At 41.2% G+C, this 18983-nt stretch carries 16 protein-coding genes and 1 other annotated feature; of the genes, 15 read left to right on the top strand and 1 reads right to left on the bottom strand.

What is annotated here, in order from left to right; all coding sequences use genetic code 11:
* Positions 1-58 precede the first annotated feature (58 nt).
* From CRO04_RS18935 to CRO04_RS26365, 9 genes are all read left to right on the top strand, one after another.
* Positions 59-1789: an ABC transporter ATP-binding protein gene (locus CRO04_RS18935; protein ID WP_097005810.1), complete on the top strand. Its 1731-nt coding sequence runs from the start codon at positions 59-61 to the stop codon at positions 1787-1789.
* A gap of 1 nt (position 1790) precedes the next feature.
* A complete protein-coding gene (locus CRO04_RS18930) occupies positions 1791-3536 on the top strand; it encodes an ABC transporter ATP-binding protein (RefSeq protein WP_097005809.1) in 1746 nt (581 codons plus the stop codon).
* Between the two features lie 150 nt (positions 3537-3686).
* The gene (locus tag CRO04_RS18925; RefSeq protein WP_097005808.1) at positions 3687-4463 is read left to right on the top strand and encodes a LytR/AlgR family response regulator transcription factor; all 777 of its coding nucleotides are present in this window, start codon (positions 3687-3689) and stop codon (positions 4461-4463) included.
* A gap of 1 nt (position 4464) precedes the next feature.
* Entirely contained in the window at positions 4465-5814 is a 1350-nt protein-coding gene (locus tag CRO04_RS18920; RefSeq protein WP_166432615.1) for a sensor histidine kinase, read from the top strand.
* Between the two features lie 68 nt (positions 5815-5882).
* Positions 5883-6044: a cyclic lactone autoinducer peptide gene (locus CRO04_RS18915; RefSeq protein WP_097005806.1), complete on the top strand. Its 162-nt coding sequence runs from the start codon at positions 5883-5885 to the stop codon at positions 6042-6044.
* Positions 6044-6634 (top strand): accessory gene regulator ArgB-like protein, encoded by a 591-nt coding sequence (locus CRO04_RS18910; RefSeq protein ID WP_097005805.1) that lies wholly within the window; start codon positions 6044-6046, stop codon positions 6632-6634. Before CRO04_RS18915 ends, CRO04_RS18910 begins: the two co-directional genes overlap by 1 nt.
* A gap of 212 nt (positions 6635-6846) precedes the next feature.
* Complete coding sequence (locus tag CRO04_RS18905) at positions 6847-7314, top strand: hypothetical protein (RefSeq protein WP_097005804.1); 468 nt, start codon at positions 6847-6849, stop codon at positions 7312-7314.
* A 21-nt stretch (positions 7315-7335) separates the two neighbouring features.
* Positions 7336-7923 carry a hypothetical protein gene (locus tag CRO04_RS18900; RefSeq protein ID WP_097005803.1) on the top strand — a complete coding sequence of 196 codons (588 nt, stop codon included), beginning with the start codon at positions 7336-7338 and terminating at the stop codon, positions 7921-7923.
* A gap of 42 nt (positions 7924-7965) precedes the next feature.
* The gene (locus CRO04_RS26365; protein WP_166432614.1) at positions 7966-8139 is read left to right on the top strand and encodes a hypothetical protein; all 174 of its coding nucleotides are present in this window, start codon (positions 7966-7968) and stop codon (positions 8137-8139) included.
* 77 nt (positions 8140-8216) lie between these two features.
* Here the strand turns inward: CRO04_RS26365 and CRO04_RS18895 are convergent, their stop codons facing one another.
* Positions 8217-8528, bottom strand: a complete 312-nt coding sequence (locus CRO04_RS18895) for a helix-turn-helix domain-containing protein (protein WP_097005802.1) — start codon at positions 8526-8528, stop codon at positions 8217-8219.
* Between the two features lie 341 nt (positions 8529-8869).
* Between CRO04_RS18895 and CRO04_RS18890 the strand changes: the two genes are divergently transcribed.
* The 6 genes from CRO04_RS18890 (at position 8870) to rnr (ending at position 18643) form a co-directional block, all read left to right on the top strand.
* A complete protein-coding gene (locus tag CRO04_RS18890; protein WP_097005801.1) occupies positions 8870-10942 on the top strand; it encodes a methyl-accepting chemotaxis protein in 2073 nt (690 codons plus the stop codon).
* Between the two features lie 55 nt (positions 10943-10997).
* Positions 10998-11241, top strand: a binding site (T-box leader).
* 54 nt (positions 11242-11295) lie between these two features.
* On the top strand, positions 11296-12315 hold the full coding sequence (pheS, locus tag CRO04_RS18885) for a phenylalanine--tRNA ligase subunit alpha (protein ID WP_097005800.1): 1020 nt from the start codon (positions 11296-11298) through the stop codon (positions 12313-12315).
* A gap of 22 nt (positions 12316-12337) precedes the next feature.
* Positions 12338-14758: a phenylalanine--tRNA ligase subunit beta gene (pheT, locus tag CRO04_RS18880; protein WP_097005799.1), complete on the top strand. Its 2421-nt coding sequence runs from the start codon at positions 12338-12340 to the stop codon at positions 14756-14758.
* Positions 14759-14889: 131 nt separating this feature from the next.
* Complete coding sequence (eno, locus tag CRO04_RS18875; RefSeq protein WP_166432613.1) at positions 14890-16059, top strand: phosphopyruvate hydratase; 1170 nt, start codon at positions 14890-14892, stop codon at positions 16057-16059.
* Positions 16060-16132: 73 nt separating this feature from the next.
* On the top strand, positions 16133-16366 hold the full coding sequence (gene secG / locus CRO04_RS18870) for a preprotein translocase subunit SecG (protein WP_097005797.1): 234 nt from the start codon (positions 16133-16135) through the stop codon (positions 16364-16366).
* Between the two features lie 135 nt (positions 16367-16501).
* Entirely contained in the window at positions 16502-18643 is a 2142-nt protein-coding gene (gene rnr, locus CRO04_RS18865; protein WP_242974553.1) for a ribonuclease R, read from the top strand.
* Positions 18644-18983 lie beyond the last annotated feature (340 nt).

Genomic DNA, 18983 nt, shown 5'->3' with positions numbered 1-18983 from the left:
GGTATAATAATACAATGCATTATTCTAAAAAGGTATTATTTTTGGGAGGATTAAGAAAATGAAAAAGCTCCTTAAGTATTTGAGTAACTATAAGCGGGAAAGTATTCTGGGACCATTGTTCAAGCTTCTGGAAGCCAGTTTTGAGCTTCTTGTGCCTCTGGTGATGGCCACGGTCATTGACATTGGAATCAAGAACCATGATGTGACTTATATTCTGTCCATGGGCGGATTGCTGGTTGTGTTAGGCATTATCGGCCTTACCTGTTCCATAACAGCTCAGTACTTCGCGGCAAAGGCAGCGGCAGGTTTTGGTACTTCATTAAGAAATGATCTGTTTGCTCATATTAACACTCTGTCGTATCAGGAAATAGATACCATAGGAACGGCTACCCTCATCACCAGAATGACCAGTGATGTGAATCAGGTCCAGTCCGGTGTGAATTTGTTTCTGCGTCTGTTTCTCCGCTCTCCATTTGTTGTTTTGGGCGCAATGATCATGGCATTTACCATTGATATAAAGGCAGCCCTGATATTTGTGGTTTCCATACCGGTACTATCAGCTGTAGTATTCGGCATTATGCTTTACAGTATGCCTCTATATAAAAAAGTACAAATGCAGCTGGACCGGGTTTTGCTGGCAGCAAGAGAAAATCTGGGCGGCGTCCGTGTGATCCGTGCATTTAACCGGCAGAATGATGAAGTTCGCAGGTTTGATGAAGAAAATGGCATGCTGGTGAAATTCCAGGTATTTGTAGGTAAGATATCCGCATTAATGAATCCTCTTACTTATGTCATTATCAACCTTGCAATCATTGTACTCATTAACACCGGTGCAAATCGGGTTCAGACGGGGAATATCACTCAGGGTCAGGTAGTGGCACTTGTAAACTATATGTCTCAGATACTGGTTGAGCTGGTGAAGCTTGCCAACTTAATTATCACCATTTCCAAAGCGCTGGCCTGTGCCAACCGGATCAGTTTCGTATTTACCATGGAACCAGGCATTAAAGACACCAACCATAACCATGTAAAAGGTAAAACGGATTCACCCAAGGTGGAATTTAATCAGGTAAGCCTTTTTTATCAGGGTGCAAAGGCTGAATCTCTGAGGGGAATTGGATTTTGCGCGAGAAAAGGTGAGACCATAGGAATTATAGGAGGGACCGGATCAGGAAAATCCACACTGGTGAACGTAATTCCAAGATTTTATGATGTATCTCAGGGAAGCGTCAGAGTAGATGGAATCGATGTCAGGGAGTATCCACAGGGCCAGCTGAGAGAGATGGTAGGTATTGTTCCCCAAAAGGCGGTCCTTTTTAAAGGGAGTATCCGGGAAAATATGCAGTGGGGGAAAAAGGATGCCTCTGATGAAGAGATTTACCGGGCACTTACCATTGCCCAGGCAAAGGAGTTTGTGGATGAGAAAGGGGAAGGGCTTGACTTTCTGATACAGGCAGGAGGAAAAAACTTGTCCGGCGGACAGCGCCAGCGTCTTACCATTGCCAGAGCCATTGTAAAAAATCCCCAGATTCTTATTTTGGATGACAGCGCATCTGCTTTGGATTTTGCCACCGACGCAAGACTTCGCAAGGCGATTAAGGAAGAAACCAGGGATATGACCGTATTTTTAGTATCCCAGAGAGCTTCCACAATAAAGAATGCAGACCGCATTGTTGTATTGGAAGACGGACGAATGGCCGGCTGCGGAAAGCATGGAGAATTAATGGAATCCTGTGAGGTTTACCGTGAGATCTGTCTATCCCAGCTGTCTGAAAAGGAGGTGCAGTAATATGAACATAAAAAAGCATAAGTCTACAGTCAAACGTATCTTAAATAAGATTGGAAAGTATAAATGGAGTGTAATGGCTTCGCTGTTTTGCGCTTTTCTTACAGTTGTATTTACCTTGTATATTCCCATATTAATCGGACGTGCCATTGACTGTATTGTGGGTGCCGGAAAAGTTGATTTTAAAACCATGGGTGTGATCCTGACACAGATGGGGATCGTGATTCTGGTTACAGCAGCGGCGCAGTGGGTCATGAGCCATATCAATAATCAGATTACTTACCGGGTGGTGAAGGATATCAGAACTCAGGCTTTTAATAAGCTGGAAAGCCTTCCATTAAAGTATATAGATTCTCATGCACATGGTGATATAATCAGCAGAATTATTGCTGATATTGATCAGTTCTCCGACGGCCTGCTGATGGGATTCACTCAGCTGTTTACCGGAGTTTTAACCATTTTAGGAACATTGGCTTTTATGTTTTATATTAATCCGTTAATTGCCGCTCTGGTTGTGCTTGTTACCCCGCTGTCCCTGTTTGTGGCCAGTTTTATTGCGAAAAGAACGTACAGTATGTTCCGGATGCAGTCTCAGACAAGAGGAGTAATGACATCTCTGGTGGAGGAGCTGCTGGGAAACCAGAAGGTGGTAAAGGCCTTTGCTTATGAAGATGAGGCTCAGAAAAAATTTGAAACCATTAATGAAGAGCTTCGCGTATGGGGGCTTAAGGCAACCTTTTTCTCTTCCATTACCAATCCGTCTACGCGGTTTGTAAACAGCCTCGTTTATGCCTGTGTAGGAATCGCCGGTGCAATTGCGGCAGTAAATGGACTTTTGACAGTGGGTCAGTTATCAAGTTTTTTAAGTTATGCCAATCAGTACACGAAACCGTTTAATGAGATATCAGGCGTAGTAACAGAGCTTCAGAACGCTCTTGCGTCAGCTGCACGTGTATTTGAACTGATTGATGAAGAGTCAGAGATACCGGATGACAGCCAGGCGGTGGTACTTAAGCATGCCAGAGGCGAGGTGGTACTGGAGCATGTTGACTTTTCCTATAATCAGGAGGTACCACTGATTGAGGATATGAATCTATGCGCAGCACAGGGAAAGCGAATTGCCATTGTTGGCCCTACCGGTTGCGGAAAAAGTACGGTAATTAATCTTCTCATGCGTTTTTACGATGTAAATGCCGGCGCCATAAAGGTGGATGGAAATGATATCCGCCACATAACCAGAGAAAGCCTGAGATCCTCCTATGGAATGGTTTTGCAGGAAACATGGCTGAAGACTGGAACGATAAGAGAAAATATCGCGTACGGAAAACCGGATGCATCTGAGGAGCAAATAGTCACAGCAGCAAAAGAAGCACATGCGCATAGCTTTATTTCCCGCATGCCGCAGGGATATGATACAATCATTTCAGAAGACGGAGGAAACTTATCCCAGGGTCAGAAGCAGCTTTTGTGCATAGCCAGAGTCATGCTGTGCCTTCCGCCGATTCTCATTCTTGATGAGGCGACATCATCTATCGATACCAGAACTGAATTAAAGATACAAAAGGCATTTGCTAAAATGATGGAGGGACGCACCAGTTTTATTGTCGCTCACCGTCTTTCTACAATCAAGGAAGCGGATGTCATACTTGTTATGAGGGATGGCCATATCATTGAACAGGGAACGCATGAGAACCTTCTTTCAGAAAATGGATTTTATGCTCAGCTCTATAACAGTCAGTTTGCCATATAATTAAGTTGAATAATCAGGAATAAGGTACCGAAAAAGTATGGATTTTGTATTTTTCTGGTACCTTTTCTTGTATTCTTCGCATATTTCTTATAAAATAGGAGGGAATATACGATATTCAATAAAAAAGAAATTTATAAAGGGGAAAAAAGGATGTTTGAAATTGCTATTTGCGATGATAGTATGGGCGACAGAGAGCGTTTGATAGAGAGAATTAGTAAGAATATGCCCGAAAGCGATAAATTCCGTGTACATGAATATGATTCTGGAATCAGCCTTTTATCAGCGATTAAAAATATTAGATTTTCTATTATTTTTCTTGATGTTCAGATGAACGAGATGACTGGAGAAGAAACAGCAGTGCGGGTCAGGGAACTGGATAATAATGTGATTCTGGTTTTCTATACGGGCTTTGCAGAACCGTCACCCCGCAGCTTTGAAGTCCAGCCTTACCGGTATATTATGAAGAATATGACCGATGAATTAATGGACCGTTACATAAGAGATTCTCTGGATAAAATGATTGAGCTGGGACAGGCACCGCTTCTGACGGCGAACGTGAACCGGGAACGGCTGTTTCTAAGGGCAGATGATATTGTTTACATAGAAAAATATAAAAAGAATACAAGAGTTCATATTTCTGAAAGCTCCATTAGAATTTACGGAATTAAAGAAATTGACAGCAGTGAAATCCCAGATATCCGGGTTCCGGATAAACTGGAGACGATTTACGAACGCCTTAAAAAGTATGGTTTCGGGTATCCTCATGACAGCTATATTATTAATTTTAAATATTTGATCTACTGTACCAGTAAGATTCTGCGCCTGAAAGATGTTGATACCATGTTTCAGATAACCCGGAGCAAGGCGCAGGAATTTCATATGCTGAAGGAAGAATTTATGTTATCAAAATACAAGGATGGCAATTAAGATGGGAAATGATTTGTTTTCAGTAAGCAGGCTTTTGTTTTGCGGCGCAGATGTATATATGATGTTTCGTTTTTTTGCTGCCATTTATCCATTTAAAACATTTGGAAGAAAGCGTCAAATAATTAGTATTGTAATAACTTTACTGATCTTTTTTGAAAATGCAATTGGCAGTGTCAGCTTAAATTTTATAACTGTTCCACTATTTTGTTATGTATATGCTCTGCTTTTATTTAAGATTTCTTTTTCAAATGGTATTGCTTATACAATTATTTATTTTGCTTTTGTGGGAGGTAAGGAAGTTCTTTTTGAACTATTATATCGCTTCCTTTCTTATAATCTTCCCATTTACATACCTCCGTGGTTTACGTCAGGTGGAATATATTTTTTAATATTAGAATATATTGTAGGCTTTTTATTTTTGCTTTATATTGAGAAATATATTAAAAAGATAAATATCAGGAATAATAATGTGTTTTCATGGTATTTACTGATTGTTCCTGTGTTATCCCTGGCTATTTCCAGCAGCTTTTTATATATGGATTTTCCAAAATCTATAGTTTTACAAATTTTTATGTGCGGTGGAGCTGTTTTATTATATCTTTCCAATGCTGCAATATTTATTATACTTGAGAAATATACTGACATGATGAACAAAATAAAATATGCAGAGCTTTATTCAGTGAAAAGAGAGATGGAAAATGATCACTTTCAAAACATATTAAAAATAAATGACCATTACCGTTGCTTTATGCATGATGTTCATTCGTACTTTAATAGTTTTCGACTGCTGGCTTTAAACGGGGAAAATCAGAAAATTGTTGAAATAATAGATGAACTGAAAGGGAAAATACAAGATGAGATCAATAATGTTATTTATAGTGGTAATCCTGTATTTAATGCCATATTGTCGGAACGTGTTTCAAAAGCTAAGGAACTTGGAGTTGAGTTTTCTATTTTTATAGAAAAGAATATTAATCTGGATTTTATATCTGACTCAGACCTGATTTCTATGTTTGGCAACCTGCTCGACAATGCATTGGAAGCTGCTTCTAAATGTGAGCCCCAAAAGCGTATAGTACGTATCAAACTATTTATGGGAACTAACTATTTCCTTATATTCCGTATTGAAAATAGTTTTAAAGTCAAAGCAATAAAAGAAGGAGATAAACTCCTGTCTACAAAAGAAGATTCAAAACATCATGGCCTGGGTGTAGGGATAGTTACCTCCCTTGCTGAGAAGTATGGAGGATCATTAAATCTTGTTCAGAAAGAGACTTTGTTTATCACGACTTTAACGATTTCTGCTTTTACAGAAGAGAGATGTGCAAATTTTGGCACTCAACGTGTATAATTTTGGCACTTGACTTGAAAAATGGGAATTACTGATATAAAATTAAAGAAAAAAAGGAGAGATTTAAAATGAAAAAAATGTTAAATGTTTTAAAGGGAAAAATGTCAATGGTGAACGCAATGAACACATGTGCATTACTGGTTGCAGCTTATACAATGAATGTAACCTGTTTCTGGGCTCATCATCAGCCAGAGGTACCTGAAGAGGCGAAGAGTCTCAGGAAGTTTTAATGTTACAACGGATTTCCAATGGCATAGTCAGCTGGCAGATTAAAAAGAATCTTTTAAAAGATAATCAGCGCTCATTGTATCTTTACGCTTATGAAGTTTTACTCAACCAGATTATTAACATAGTCGTGGCTGTTGTCATAGCAGTAATTTTACGCGCACCTATGCCTGTGTTGGTATTCCTTGTCAGCTATATACCCTTGCGGTCCTATTGCGGAGGGTATCATGCGAAAACCAACGGAGTCTGTACCGTAGTATCAGCAATCCTTATTATAATCACCTGTTTGCTTGAAATGTACATAGTTGGAACGGCTGCTCTTTATTTACCGATAGCGGGGTTTCTTATATCAGGAATTTTAATCTTTATCTTTGCGCCAGTTCCTGATAAGAATAAACTTCTGGACGAAGAGGAGACAAGACGTTACCGATTAAAGAGCAGACAGCTATGGCTTGCAGAAGTTATTGCAGGCGGAATCTTCTGGTTTGCCAACATCCGCATTTGTGTTGTACTAGCCATAAGCCACCTTCTGCTATCCATGATGCTTGTATATGGAGTGCTGAAAAATAGTAAGAGGGGTATGAAAGAGCTATAACAATCTATTTGAAGACGAGACTGTGCGTTTACGCCAGTCTCGTTTTCCTGTTTTGATAATCAGTGGGTGAGTTGTACTGGATCAATTGGTCAGGTGTGCAAATTTTGGAACTCAAAGTGTACAATTTTGGCACTTCGGTTGAATTTATTTCTGTTCCATGTAGAATGGAAAATATAAGTAATGTAGTTCTTAGAACGAAAGGAGGGCTGGTGGTGCAGAATAAAAGAAACAATGAAAGTTATTATCAATACAGGGCAAGCTGTTCCATTCGTAAAGAAGACGGGACAGAAGAGATAAAAAATTATGAACTGGAAACAGATATATTATACGGAGATCTTCATTTTTGGAATCGGTTATACTATCTCAAAAAAAGTCAGAATATGTTATTTGACTTTGCATCCCGTGAACCAGGAATTGTAAAATGCAGAATTTTACAGGAGAGACTGGTCCTGATACCACGTTTTACCTATAAATCCCATAAAACAGCCGGTAAAAAAGGATCACTGTTTAAAAGACTGCTGCTTGTCATAGAAGTAATTGTACTTTTGCTTTTAAATATGATGTGGGCAACTGTTGTGGAAGAAAAAAAGGTGGAAATATACGCAAATGATCAGAAGATGACTGATATTGTTGAAATTGGAGTGGATAATTTCAGCCATTGTATCGCGGATAAAGACTGAACAAAATAGAGAGGATGTATCATGTGTGAGGATGAAAAACTGATTGATGACAGACACCTTGAGCGGATTAACCGGTTTACCAGCATAGAAACGGGGATCTATGTGGAAGGGGAACTGCTGCAATTCTGTGAAGTGAGGATGTTTGATAATAAGGTGGGGCTATTTCTTCCTACGGTATTTAAGGATATGAAAGCGGAAGATGCAAAAAGAAAATATTTTTCTGAACAGCGCCCTGAAATTATAAAAACCAATGAAGATGGAACTGTTAATTTTTCTTTCAGTATGGTGGAAAGGGAGATTAAGCCAGAACAGCTCAGGACTGTAATAAAGGAGTTTTATCTTGTTTTAAAGCGTTTTCAGCCGATGAGCGTATGTCTGGATGATGGAACAGAGCTGGATAATAAAGTTCCCTTTGCCTGGATGGAATTTATCAGCACTGCTCTTGATGATAACCTTTATAACATGCTGATTATTTATCCAATAGGTAAAAAACTGCTGATGGTGATGTTTAACTGCCCATTTGAAAAAAGGCTGGACTGGGGCAGCTGCCTGTGTAAAATACGCAAAAGCATCACAGTCTACAATAACGTGAATGAAGTAGATCATTAAAAGTATTGGCTCTGATTCGGCCAGGGGAAGGAATGTGATTTCATGATAAACGAACAGTCTTTTCAGGATTTATATGGTTATTTTTTTGGTATGATTAATCGGGGGGATCTTGACGAATTATATGCAAGGGCACTGGAAGCAATTCCTGCCATTGTTTCTCTTGAGGATATCAATAAATTAAAGACAACCGCTTCTGTCGGAAGTGCGAATCCATAAGTTTTCGGTTATACCTCAAAATCCCCGTACATATGCACGGGGACAATGATTTATTCTGCTTTTTTCCTGAATCCCATCTATTTAGACTGAAGCCGGTTGATCATAGTCAATATCAGCAGCAGATCACTTTCCGGTAATGCTTTAAGCTTGTCTATGGTGTCTCTGACTAAGGGCGGGTTGGGATTATCATTATCAAAAAAGTCTTTCGGTGTTACATTTAAGTATTCACAGATTGCCAGAAACTCCGCCATTGAGGGCAGGCTTCTGCCGCTGGAAATACTTTGCACGTAACTTCTGCTGTGTCCCAGCTCCAGGCTCATCTTATGTTCTGCCACTCCCTTTTTTAAACGTAATTCTGTAATTCTTTTGTTGATATAGTCTTGATCCATTGTTGTCACCTCTCGTACTTATTTTATGATAATAAAATTACCTTAATACACGATTAAAATATGTAAAATACATATATTGCATAATCAGAGTATCAATAGTATAATTAGAAACTGCTGATATTAGTAAAAGATGCGGGGAGGAAGGGAGCTTAACAGGTATAAAAGTTCTGATATCCAGTTTATATGTACAGAAGTGGAATTGCAATAGGAAAACGGAATCAAGCTTACAGAATATTAGCAAAACTTATTAGTAAAATTTACCTTGGTATGATATGATGTTTTTAACTAAAATGTCGATATATGTATTATAAGGTCGAAGTTGAATTACAGGAGAGTAAAGTATGAATAGAAGAATCGGAATCAAAAGCATAGGGGTTAAGATGCTGTTGGGAATTTTACCTGTTCTGGTGCTTGCCCTGGCCTTTCTGGCCAAATTAAGTGAAACTACAAGCAGTCAGTTAATTGAGCAGCAGAGCAATTCCACGATGGAGTCGGAATTGAAAGCCAACGTTAACGGCATTAATAATGATTTAAATGCAGTCCAAACCACGGCCATGAATATTTCACATATAGTGAGTGCGTCCTATCAGACTACAGATCTTGATACATACGGCAGAGCAATTTCAGATATAATATCCACCAACGACTTAATACTTGGCAGTGGTATCTGGTTTGAGCCGAATGTATATGACGCCAGCCAGAAGTATGTAGGTCCTTACTGGTACAAAGATGGTGATAAGGTTACCCTGACCAATGATTACAGCAATGCCACTTACGATTATTTCAATCAGGCATACTATCAATCGGTATCAGGAGGAGTGAAAACTCCAGTTATTACAGATCCCTATTATGACCCGACTCTCGATAAGATGATGGCCACCTGTGCAGCTCCTATTTATGACAGTAACAGCCGTTTTATCGGAGTTGTGACGGTTGATATGCAGCTTAGTGATATTGATGAACTGATTAAGTCCATAAAAGTGGGGAAGAACGGAACTGCCATGCTGATTTCTGCAGAAGGCGTTTATCTTAGCGGTGCAGATATGGAAAAGATCAGCAAAGCGGTGAATATGAAGCAGGACGAGAATGCCTCTCTATCCGCAGCAGCAGCTAAGATGGTTGCAAATGACAGTGGAAAGACGTTTTACACAGAGGGAACAGAGACTTATAACCTCTATTATGATACGGTCCCGGGAGTCGGCTGGATTATTATGATTAAGATGCCGCAGTCTGAGCTTGAAGAACCGATTGTTGTATTAAACGAGAAACTGATGAAACTGAGTGCTGCTGCATTGATTCTATGTATGTTAGCTGTTTTACTGCAGGTGGGAAGCATTACATCGGCTCTTAAGAAGGTTCGTAAGTTTGCGGGTTCTCTTGCTGCCGGTGACTTTACAGTTTCGCCTCTTAAATCCAGACGAAAAGATGAACTGGGACAGATGAGCAGCTCGTTGAATAATATGTTCCAGAGCAACAAAGGGGTGATTGAACAGATTTCCGGTCAGGCAGGGGATATTACAGATGCCAGCATCCACTTAAATAGAGTATCAAACGATCTGCTTCTTCAATTCAGCGAAGTGAAAACCTATATGGGAGATGTGGATAAGGCAATGATGTCTTCCAGTGCAGCGACGGAGGAGCTGAATGCGTCTCTTGCAGAGGTTAACTCATCAGTAGGAATACTTGCAGACGAGACGGAAAAAAGCAGCAGGATGGCCGGAGAGATCATGGAACGGGCAAAAGATATTGAGAAAAAAAGCAGGGAAGCTTATGATAATGCCATTGTGATATCCCAGGAAAGAGAGCAGGACCTCCAGATGGCCGTCCAGCACGCAAAGGTAGTGGAGCGGATCGGCGATATGGCACGTCTTATTTCCAATACGGCTTCCCAGATCAATTTACTGTCACTCAATGCCTCAATTGAAGCGGTGAGAGCCGGAGAACAGGGCAGAGGCTTTGCTGTTGTTGCAAGAGAGATCGGAAAGCTTGCAAAAGACACTTCTGAGATTGTGAAGGAAATTGAGGGAACCATTGCAGATGTTCAGAATGCATTCACCATGATGTTAGACGGATCTCAGTCCATGCTTGTTTTTTTAAGAGATACGGTGACTCCGGATTATGACAGTTTTGTTAATGTAGGACAGCAATACGGCAAGGATGCAGTTACCATAGAAGAAATCTCCAATGAGGTGGAGGAGATGGCTGCTAACATCAGCCAGGTGATGCAGGAAGTACGTGATGCAATCCAGAATGTCTCCGAATCCGTTCAGACGACTGCAGGAAACAGCAGTATGGTCCTTGGCACAATCGAAAAAGCATATGTAGTTGTACAGGATATGTCTAAGATGTCAGAGAAGCAGGAACGAATCGCGGAGGAATTAAAGACTGTAGTGTCCGGCTTTAAATTAAAATAAATCACTTGACATTTTAATATTGCTTTATTATAATTATTGCAATATTACATTAAAATCAAATGCGATGAAAGTGCTAGTAGATTCTTAGTTTCTATCAGAGAGAAGGGGTCACCGGCTGAAAGCCCTTTTAAGTTCAATTAAGAAATCGAATTTCCCACTGAAGCAGCATGGCTGAAACCGGCGGTTTTATTTGTCTGCCAGGCGTGTAGGTCATGACGTCTGTACACGTTACGTATGCCGAGTGCCTGCTTAAGAAGCAGGAATCAGGGTGGTACCGCGAACACAGCTTCGTCCCTTTTCAGGGATGGAGCTTTTTTGATGTATCAGGGAATGAATCAAAGAAGGAGAGCATGATGAAAGATCAATTAGAGAAAATCAAACAAGAAGCATTAAAGCAGATCGAAGCTTCGGATGCGCTGGAAAAACTGGGTGACATTAAAGTCGCTTATCTTGGAAAAAAGGGAGAACTGACCAGTGTATTAAAGAGCATGAAGGACGTTGCTCCGGAAGACAGACCTAAGATCGGGCAGATGGTCAATGAAGCCCGTGAAGCAATTGAGGGGAAATTAGAGGCTGCCATGGCAGCGCTGTCGAAAAAGGCAAGGGAAGAGCAGTTAAAAAAAGAAGTGATTGATGTTACTCTGCCTGCAAAAAGAAGCAGAGTAGGCCATACCCATCCCAATACCATCGCTTTGGAAGAGGTGGAGAGAATCTTTGTTGGCATGGGATATGAGGTAATTGAGGGACCGGAAGTGGAGTATGATCACTATAACTTTGAAAAACTGAACATTCCGAAGAATCACCCGGCAAGAGATGAGCAGGATACATTTTATATCAGTGACAATATCGTTTTGAGAAGCCAGACCTCTCCTGTCCAGGTCCGGACCATGGAGAAGGGAAAACTTCCCATTCGTATGCTGGCACCAGGCAGAGTATTCCGTTCCGATGAAGTGGATGCAACTCATTCCCCTTCCTTCCATCAGATTGAAGGACTGGTAATCGATAAGAATATAACATTTGCAGACTTAAAAGGGACACTGGCTGAGTTTGCCAGAGAGTTATTCGGTCCTGAGACAAAGGTAAAGTTCCGCCCCCATCATTTCCCGTTCACTGAACCAAGTGCGGAAATGGATGTTACCTGCTTTAAGTGTGGAGGAAAGGGCTGCCGTTTCTGCAAGGGGTCTGGCTGGATCGAGATCTTAGGCTGCGGAATGGTACACCCCAATGTACTTGCTATGAGCGGAATTGATTCCAACGAATATTCCGGCTTTGCTTTCGGAGTAGGTTTGGAGAGAATTGCTTTGTTGAAATACGAAATCGATGACATGAGATTATTATATGAAAATGATATCAGATTCTTAAAGCAGTTCTAAAAACAGGAAGGGAGATAGATTGATGAATACACCATTATCATGGGTTAAAGCATATGTACCGGATTTGGATGTGACTCCACAGGAATACACGGATGCCATGACACTGACAGGAACGAAGGTTGAGGGCTATGAATGCCTGGATAAAAATTTAGAGAAGATTGTAGTAGGCCACATCCAATCGATTGAACGCCATCCCGATGCGGATAAACTGATTGTCTGCCAGGTTAACGTAGGCAATGAAACCGTACAGATCGTAACAGGCGCTTCAAACGTGAAAACAGGCGATAAGGTACCGGTTGTTTTAGACGGAGGGAAGGTTGCCGGAGGACATGACGGCGGTCCGCTTCCGGAAAATGGAATAAAAATCAAAAAGGGCAAATTAAGAGGAATTGAGTCCTGCGGAATGATGTGCTCCATTGAAGAACTGGGATTTACAAATGAGCTGTATCCGGATGCCCCTGAAAGCGGAATCTATATTCTTCCGGAAGATTCTGTGCCAGGGTCTGATGCAGTAGAGCTTCTGGGTCTTCATGACTCCGTATTTGAATATGAAGTAACCTCAAACCGGGTGGACTGTTACAGTGTAATAGGAATTGCCAGAGAGGCAGCAGCTACATTTAACAAACCATTTATTCCTCCGGCAGTAACCGCTACAGGCAACAGTGAGGATGTTCACGATTATTTAAAAGTGACTGTTGAAGACAGCCGTCTTTGCTCCCGCTATTGTGCAAGAATGGTAAAAAATATTAAGCTGGCTCCTTCACCGGTCTGGATGCAGAGAAGACTTGCTGCCTGCGGAATCAGACCAATTAATAATATTGTTGATATTACCAATTATGTAATGGAAGAATTCGGTCAGCCAATGCATGCCTTTGATTATGAGCAGCTTGCAGGTCATGAAATCGTTGTCAGATGTGCAGAAGATGGAGAACTGTTCCAGACCTTAGATGGTCAGGAGAGAAAACTGGACAGTACCGTACTCATGATTCGTGACGGAGAGAAGGCTGTTGGTATCGCCGGTATTATGGGAGGAGAGAATTCTAAAATTACCGACGAGATTCATACCATGGTATTTGAAAGTGCCTGCTTTGACGGAACCAATATCCGTCTTTCCTCTAAAAAGGTAGGATTAAGAACGGATGCCTCCGGTAAATTTGAAAAGGGTCTTGATCCTAATAATGCACAGGCTGCAATTGACCGAGCATGCCAGCTGATTGAAGAACTGGGTGCAGGAGAAGTAGTGGGCGGCATGATCGATGTCTATCCGGAAAAGAGAGAATGCAAGCTGATTGCTTTTGAACCAGAGCGGATGAACCGACTTCTTGGCACAGATATTGCGCCGGAGACAATGCTTGAATATTATAAACGTCTGGAGCTTGAATATGACGAAAAAACAGGGGAGATCATAATTCCCACGTTCCGTCAGGATCTGGAATGCATGGCAGACATGGCAGAGGAAACAGCCAGATTCTATGGTTATGACAAGATTCCGGTATCCCTGCCAACCGGAGAAGCGACGACTGGTAAACTTTCCTACAAATTAAGAGTGGAGGAAGTTGCAAGAGAGGTTGCGGAATTCAGCGGATTTTCACAGGGCATGACGTATTCTTTTGAGAGTCCCAAAGTTTTTGACCGTCTGCTTCTTCCAGAGGACAGTACGCTTCGCGCAACTGTTAACATCTTAAATCCTCTGGGTGAAGATTACAGTGTTATGAGAACAACTCCTCTCCATGGAATGTTAAATTCACTGTCTACTAACTTTAACAGACGTAATAAAAATGTACGTTTATATGAACTGGCTAACATCTATCTGCCTAAGAGCCTGCCGTTAACCGAGCTTCCTGATGAAAGAATGCAGTTTACCCTGGGCTTTTATGGAGATGGTGATTTCTTTGATATGAAGGGGGTTATCGAGGAATTCTTTGAGAAAACCGGCATGAAATTAAAACCCCATTATGATCCGAATGCAGGCAAAACATTCCTTCATCCGGGGAGACAGGCAGATATTATTTACGATGGAGTAAATATCGGTTATCTGGGAGAGGTTCATCCGGAGGTTGCAGATAACTATAAGATCGGTGACCGGGCTTATGTGGCAGTCATTGATATGCCATCCATGATACCATTTACAAGTTTTGACCGTAAATATACCGGAATTGCCAAGTATCCGGCAGTAACAAGAGATATCAGCATGGTTGTGCCTAAAAATGTCCTTGTTGGTCAGATCGAGGAAGTGATTGCACAGCGCGGAGGAAAAATTCTGGAAAGCTATGAGCTGTTTGACATCTATGAGGGTGCACAGATTCTGGCTGGTTTTAAATCAGTGGCCTATTCCATCACATTCCGGGCTGCCGATCATACTCTGGAGGAGCAGGAAGTTTCAGGCGTTATGAAAAAGATACTCAATGGTTTACAGGCCCTTGGTATTGAACTGAGAGCATAAATATAGAATGAAGATGTCAGAAAAAAAGCGTGGTCCGCTTCTGGCATCTTTTTTTATTTGCTTGCATGGAACTGAAAAATCCCGTCAATCCTTACGGTAGAGGAATGATGGAACAAAGGGAGGCAAAACAGATGCTTGAAGATCTTGATATAAAACAGATAAGAGGGAGAATGCTTTATGATTCCGGCGGTAACCCGGCAGTGGAAGCAGAAGTGATCCTTGAAAATGGTGCGCATGGAAAAGCAGCGGTCTCTGTTTTTGGTGAAATAGACGGAGAGGAAGAGGCAGATGTCATAAATGAATGGTTATCAGAAGCCATTTTATTTGAGGATGCTTCTGACCAGGAGAACATTGACCGCCTTTTAATACAGCAGCTTGAAAAAAATGGCAGAGGCAGGGCGGGAGTCCTGGCTCTTTCCATGGCCGCAGCGAGGGCAGCAGGTGCAGGACTTGGACTTCCGCTCTACCGCTATTTAGGCGGAACATCGGCTCCGGCAATGCCTATTCCTGTTATGAGCATGATTGATGGGGGAGACTGTGTAAAAGGAATCGATTTTAAGGAGATTATGATTGTCCCGATGAAACGAAGTTCTTTCGCAGAAGGACTCCGGATGGGAGCAGAAATATACCAGACATTAAAACGGCTTTTATCCATAAATGGATTTGATACGTCTGTTGGGGAGAGCGGGGGCTTTGCAGCTGACATGAAAAGTTCTGAGGAATCTCTTCATTATATAATGGATGCCGTCAGGCTATCTGGATATGATCCAAATTGCGATGTTTCTGCAGCAATCTATGGCAATGCGGACAATCTTTATATAAAAGAGGATGGAATTTACCGTTTTGACAAAGAGAGTCTGAAAAATGGTATCCCGGTTCACAGAGATCAAAAAGATATGATATCCTACTATCTGAGGCTGGCAGATGGATTTCCGCTGGGCATTGTGATGAACGGACTTTATAAAAATGATCCGGCTGACAGAAACCGGATGTATCAAATGTTAAAACACCGCCTGCTGATGGTTTCTGATGATTTCTTTGCATCAAATGGTGTTGAGATACAATTAAAAAAGGCTGGTACAGTGACTGGAGCTCTTAATATGGTAAGTGAGGCAAAGAAAATGGGAAGTAAAGTGATATTCTCAAACAGCGATAAGGAAACGGAAGAAGTATTTCTGGGAGATATGGCTGTGGCATTAGGAGCGGACTATATAAAATGCGGAGGGCCCTGCAGAGGAGAGTATACAGCCAAGTATAATGAGCTTCTCAGGATTGAGGAATTCTATGGACAGTCCCACTAAAATAGAAAAAATCATTGAATTTACTGAAAAAATATGGTATGATAATCGGTGTTTGACTTAAGGAGGTGGAAAAATGATCCGGATTATATTATCAATCGTGTTTGTTATTATATGCATTGCTTTATCAGCGATCATCCTGTTACAGGAAGGAAAGAGTCAGGGTCTTGGTTCTATCGGTGGTATGGCGGATACTTACTGGGGCAGGAACAAAGGTCGTTCTATGGAAGGAAAACTGGAGAAGTTTACAAAGTATGGAGCAATCTTGTTTTTTATTCTGTCATTGGTACTGAATCTGAATATACTGTAGCGATTAAACACTCTTGTGGTATAGCAGCAAGGGTGTTTTTTTCGAATTAAGGAAAATATCTGTTATACCACAGGTGGAAGTGCAGATAATAGGAACATAAATAAAATCGTAAAAACGTGAAAAGAGAGGAAAATAATGACAGAAGAACAGTTAATGCAGCGGAAAGCCATGTTTATGGAACTGTTTTCGGATCCCACATATAAACCGATGAAATTAAAGGAACTTGCCATACTATTCGGGGTTCCCAAACATCAGAGAGATGAATTAAAACAGGTACTTGATGCGCTGCTGGCAGAAGGAAAAATCGGAGTATCACAGAAAGGCAAATATGGAAAGCCAGATGTGGGATCCATTGCAGGAGTATTTTTTGGTCACCAGAAGGGCTTTGGTTTCGTATCTGTAGAAGGTTTTGAGAAGGATATCTTTATACCAGAGGATAAGACGGGCGGTGCACTTCATGGAGATACCGTTCTGATATCTGCGGAGACGGAAGGAACCGGCACAAAGAGAGCAGAAGGCCGGGTTATCAAAGTACTTCAGCATGCCAATGAAGAAATTATTGGTTTTTATCAGAAAAATAAAAATTTTGGGTTTGTAATACCGGATAATCAAAAGATATCAAAGGATGTATTTATTCCCCAGGGCAAGGATATGGGGGCTGTAAACGGACACAAAGTTGTTGTTAAGATCACTGATTTCGGGGGAGAAGGGAAAAAACCGGAGGGCGTTATTAAAGAGATTCTTGGACATGTCAATGATCCTGGAACCGATATACTTTCCATCGTCCGTGCATACGGACTTCCGGAGGAATTCCCGGACAACGTGATGAAACAGGTGGAGTCTGTGCAGGATTCCATCACTGGAAAAGATATGCAGGGGCGTCTGGATTTAAGGCAGTTGCAGACTGTCACAATAGATGGAGAAGACGCAAAGGATCTTGATGATGCCATTACCTTATCTAAGAAAGACGGTATCTATACGCTGGGTGTGCACATTGCAGACGTAACCAATTATGTGACGGAACACAGCCCTCTTGATGAAGAAGCGTTAAAAAGAGGAACCAGTGTCTATCTGGTGGACCGGGTGATTCCCATGCTTCCTCATAAGCTGTCAAACGGTATCTGCTCTTTAAACCAGGGAGAGGACCGACTGGCGCTGAGCTGTATCATGGAGATTGATGAAAATGGTACAGTAACCGGTCACAGGATTGCGGAAACGGTAATCAATGTGGATCGCAGAATGACCTATACGGCAGTCAATGCAATTATCACCAACCATGATGAAGCAGTGATGAAAGAGTATGAAGCTTTTATTCCCATGTTTGAACAGATGAAGGAACTGGCTGATATTTTACGAGAAAAAAGGAAAAAAAGAGGTTCCATCGACTTTGATTTCCCGGAAACGAAGGTGATTCTGGATGAACGGGGCAAGCCTTTGGAAATAAAGCCTTATGACCGGAACTCTGCTACTAAAATCATTGAAGATTTTATGCTTATGGCAAATGAAACCGTTGCAGAGGATTATTTCTGGCAGGAGATCCCATTCCTTTACCGGACCCATGATAATCCGGATCCGGAGAAGATGAAAAGCCTTGCAACACTGATCAACAATTTCGGATATTCCATCCGCTTCCACAACGGAGAGGTATACCCGAAGGAGGTCCAGAAGCTGCTTGCCAATGCCGAGGACACTCCGGAAGAAGCGTTAATCAGCCGCCTTGCCCTCCGCTCTATGAAACAGGCAAAGTATACAGTAGGAAATACCGGACATTTTGGTCTGGCTGCGAAATATTATACGCACTTTACTTCCCCGATCAGAAGATATCCGGATTTACAGATCCATCGTATCATAAAAGAGAATTTAAGATCCGGGCTCAGCGAGAAACGGGTTAGTCATTATGACAAGCTTCTGATGCAGGTAGCGGTTCAGTCTTCCTCACTTGAGAGAAGGGCGGATGAAGCGGAGCGGGAGACCATTAAGCTTAAAAAGTGTGAATATATGTCCCGCTATATCGGTCAGGAATTTGACGGAGTCATCTCAGGTGTGACTAACTGGGGACTTTATGTGGAACTTCCCAATACCGTGGAAGGTCTGATACACGTCAACGATCTTCAGGATGATTATTATCATTTTGATGAGGAACATTATGAACTGGTGGGAGAGATGACAAGAAGAACCTTTAAACTTGGTCAGCCCATTAAGGTAATCGTATCGGGTACGGATAAACTGCTTCGTACCATCGACTTTATACTGGCAAGAGATTTTGAAGAGGTATAACATTATACTCAATTTTTAAAGTTTGGATACCTCTTTGCTTAAACCGTAAATTTAAAACGAGCTTTACTTATTATGCAATAAGTAAAGCTCGTGAAAAACGATAATTTTAAGAGATTTGCATTATAGCATAAAATTTTTTATGATTAGAATGATTTGAATTATGCCCATTATAATATTAATAAGTCCCCACATATTTTTTTTCTTTATATCACTATAACCTAAAATAATTAATACTGGAGCTAATATGAAACTCTGTAAATTCCATATGGAAACTCCGTTAATATATCCCTGACTTTTATAAGAAACAATATACAAGATACTCAAGATTGAAAATGTGATG

Source organism: Lacrimispora amygdalina, from assembly GCF_900205965.1.
GTDB classification, from domain to species: domain Bacteria; phylum Bacillota; class Clostridia; order Lachnospirales; family Lachnospiraceae; genus Lacrimispora; species Lacrimispora amygdalina_A.
Note: the sequence above shows the minus strand (reverse complement) of the source record. Positions and strands in the feature narration are given on the sequence as shown.

Bases quoted from the DNA above. Each gene is read 5' to 3' on its own strand.
- CRO04_RS18935 (WP_097005810.1), top strand. From the start codon at position 59: ATGAAAAAGCTCCTTAAGTATTTGAGTAACTATAAGCGGGAAAGTATT.
- CRO04_RS18930 (WP_097005809.1), top strand. From the start codon at position 1,791: ATGAACATAAAAAAGCATAAGTCTACAGTCAAACGTATCTTAAATAAG.
- CRO04_RS18925 (WP_097005808.1), top strand. From the start codon at position 3,687: ATGTTTGAAATTGCTATTTGCGATGATAGTATGGGCGACAGAGAGCGT.
- CRO04_RS18920 (WP_166432615.1), top strand. From the start codon at position 4,465: ATGGGAAATGATTTGTTTTCAGTAAGCAGGCTTTTGTTTTGCGGCGCA.
- CRO04_RS18915 (WP_097005806.1), top strand. From the start codon at position 5,883: ATGAAAAAAATGTTAAATGTTTTAAAGGGAAAAATGTCAATGGTGAAC.
- CRO04_RS18910 (WP_097005805.1), top strand. From the start codon at position 6,044: ATGTTACAACGGATTTCCAATGGCATAGTCAGCTGGCAGATTAAAAAG.
- CRO04_RS18900 (WP_097005803.1), top strand. From the start codon at position 7,336: ATGTGTGAGGATGAAAAACTGATTGATGACAGACACCTTGAGCGGATT.
- CRO04_RS26365 (WP_166432614.1), top strand. From the start codon at position 7,966: ATGATAAACGAACAGTCTTTTCAGGATTTATATGGTTATTTTTTTGGT.
- CRO04_RS18895 (WP_097005802.1), bottom strand. From the start codon at position 8,528: ATGGATCAAGACTATATCAACAAAAGAATTACAGAATTACGTTTAAAA.
- CRO04_RS18890 (WP_097005801.1), top strand. From the start codon at position 8,870: ATGAATAGAAGAATCGGAATCAAAAGCATAGGGGTTAAGATGCTGTTG.
- pheS (WP_097005800.1), top strand. From the start codon at position 11,296: ATGAAAGATCAATTAGAGAAAATCAAACAAGAAGCATTAAAGCAGATC.
- pheT (WP_097005799.1), top strand. From the start codon at position 12,338: ATGAATACACCATTATCATGGGTTAAAGCATATGTACCGGATTTGGAT.
- eno (WP_166432613.1), top strand. From the start codon at position 14,890: ATGCTTGAAGATCTTGATATAAAACAGATAAGAGGGAGAATGCTTTAT.
- secG (WP_097005797.1), top strand. From the start codon at position 16,133: ATGATCCGGATTATATTATCAATCGTGTTTGTTATTATATGCATTGCT.
- rnr (WP_242974553.1), top strand. From the start codon at position 16,502: ATGACAGAAGAACAGTTAATGCAGCGGAAAGCCATGTTTATGGAACTG.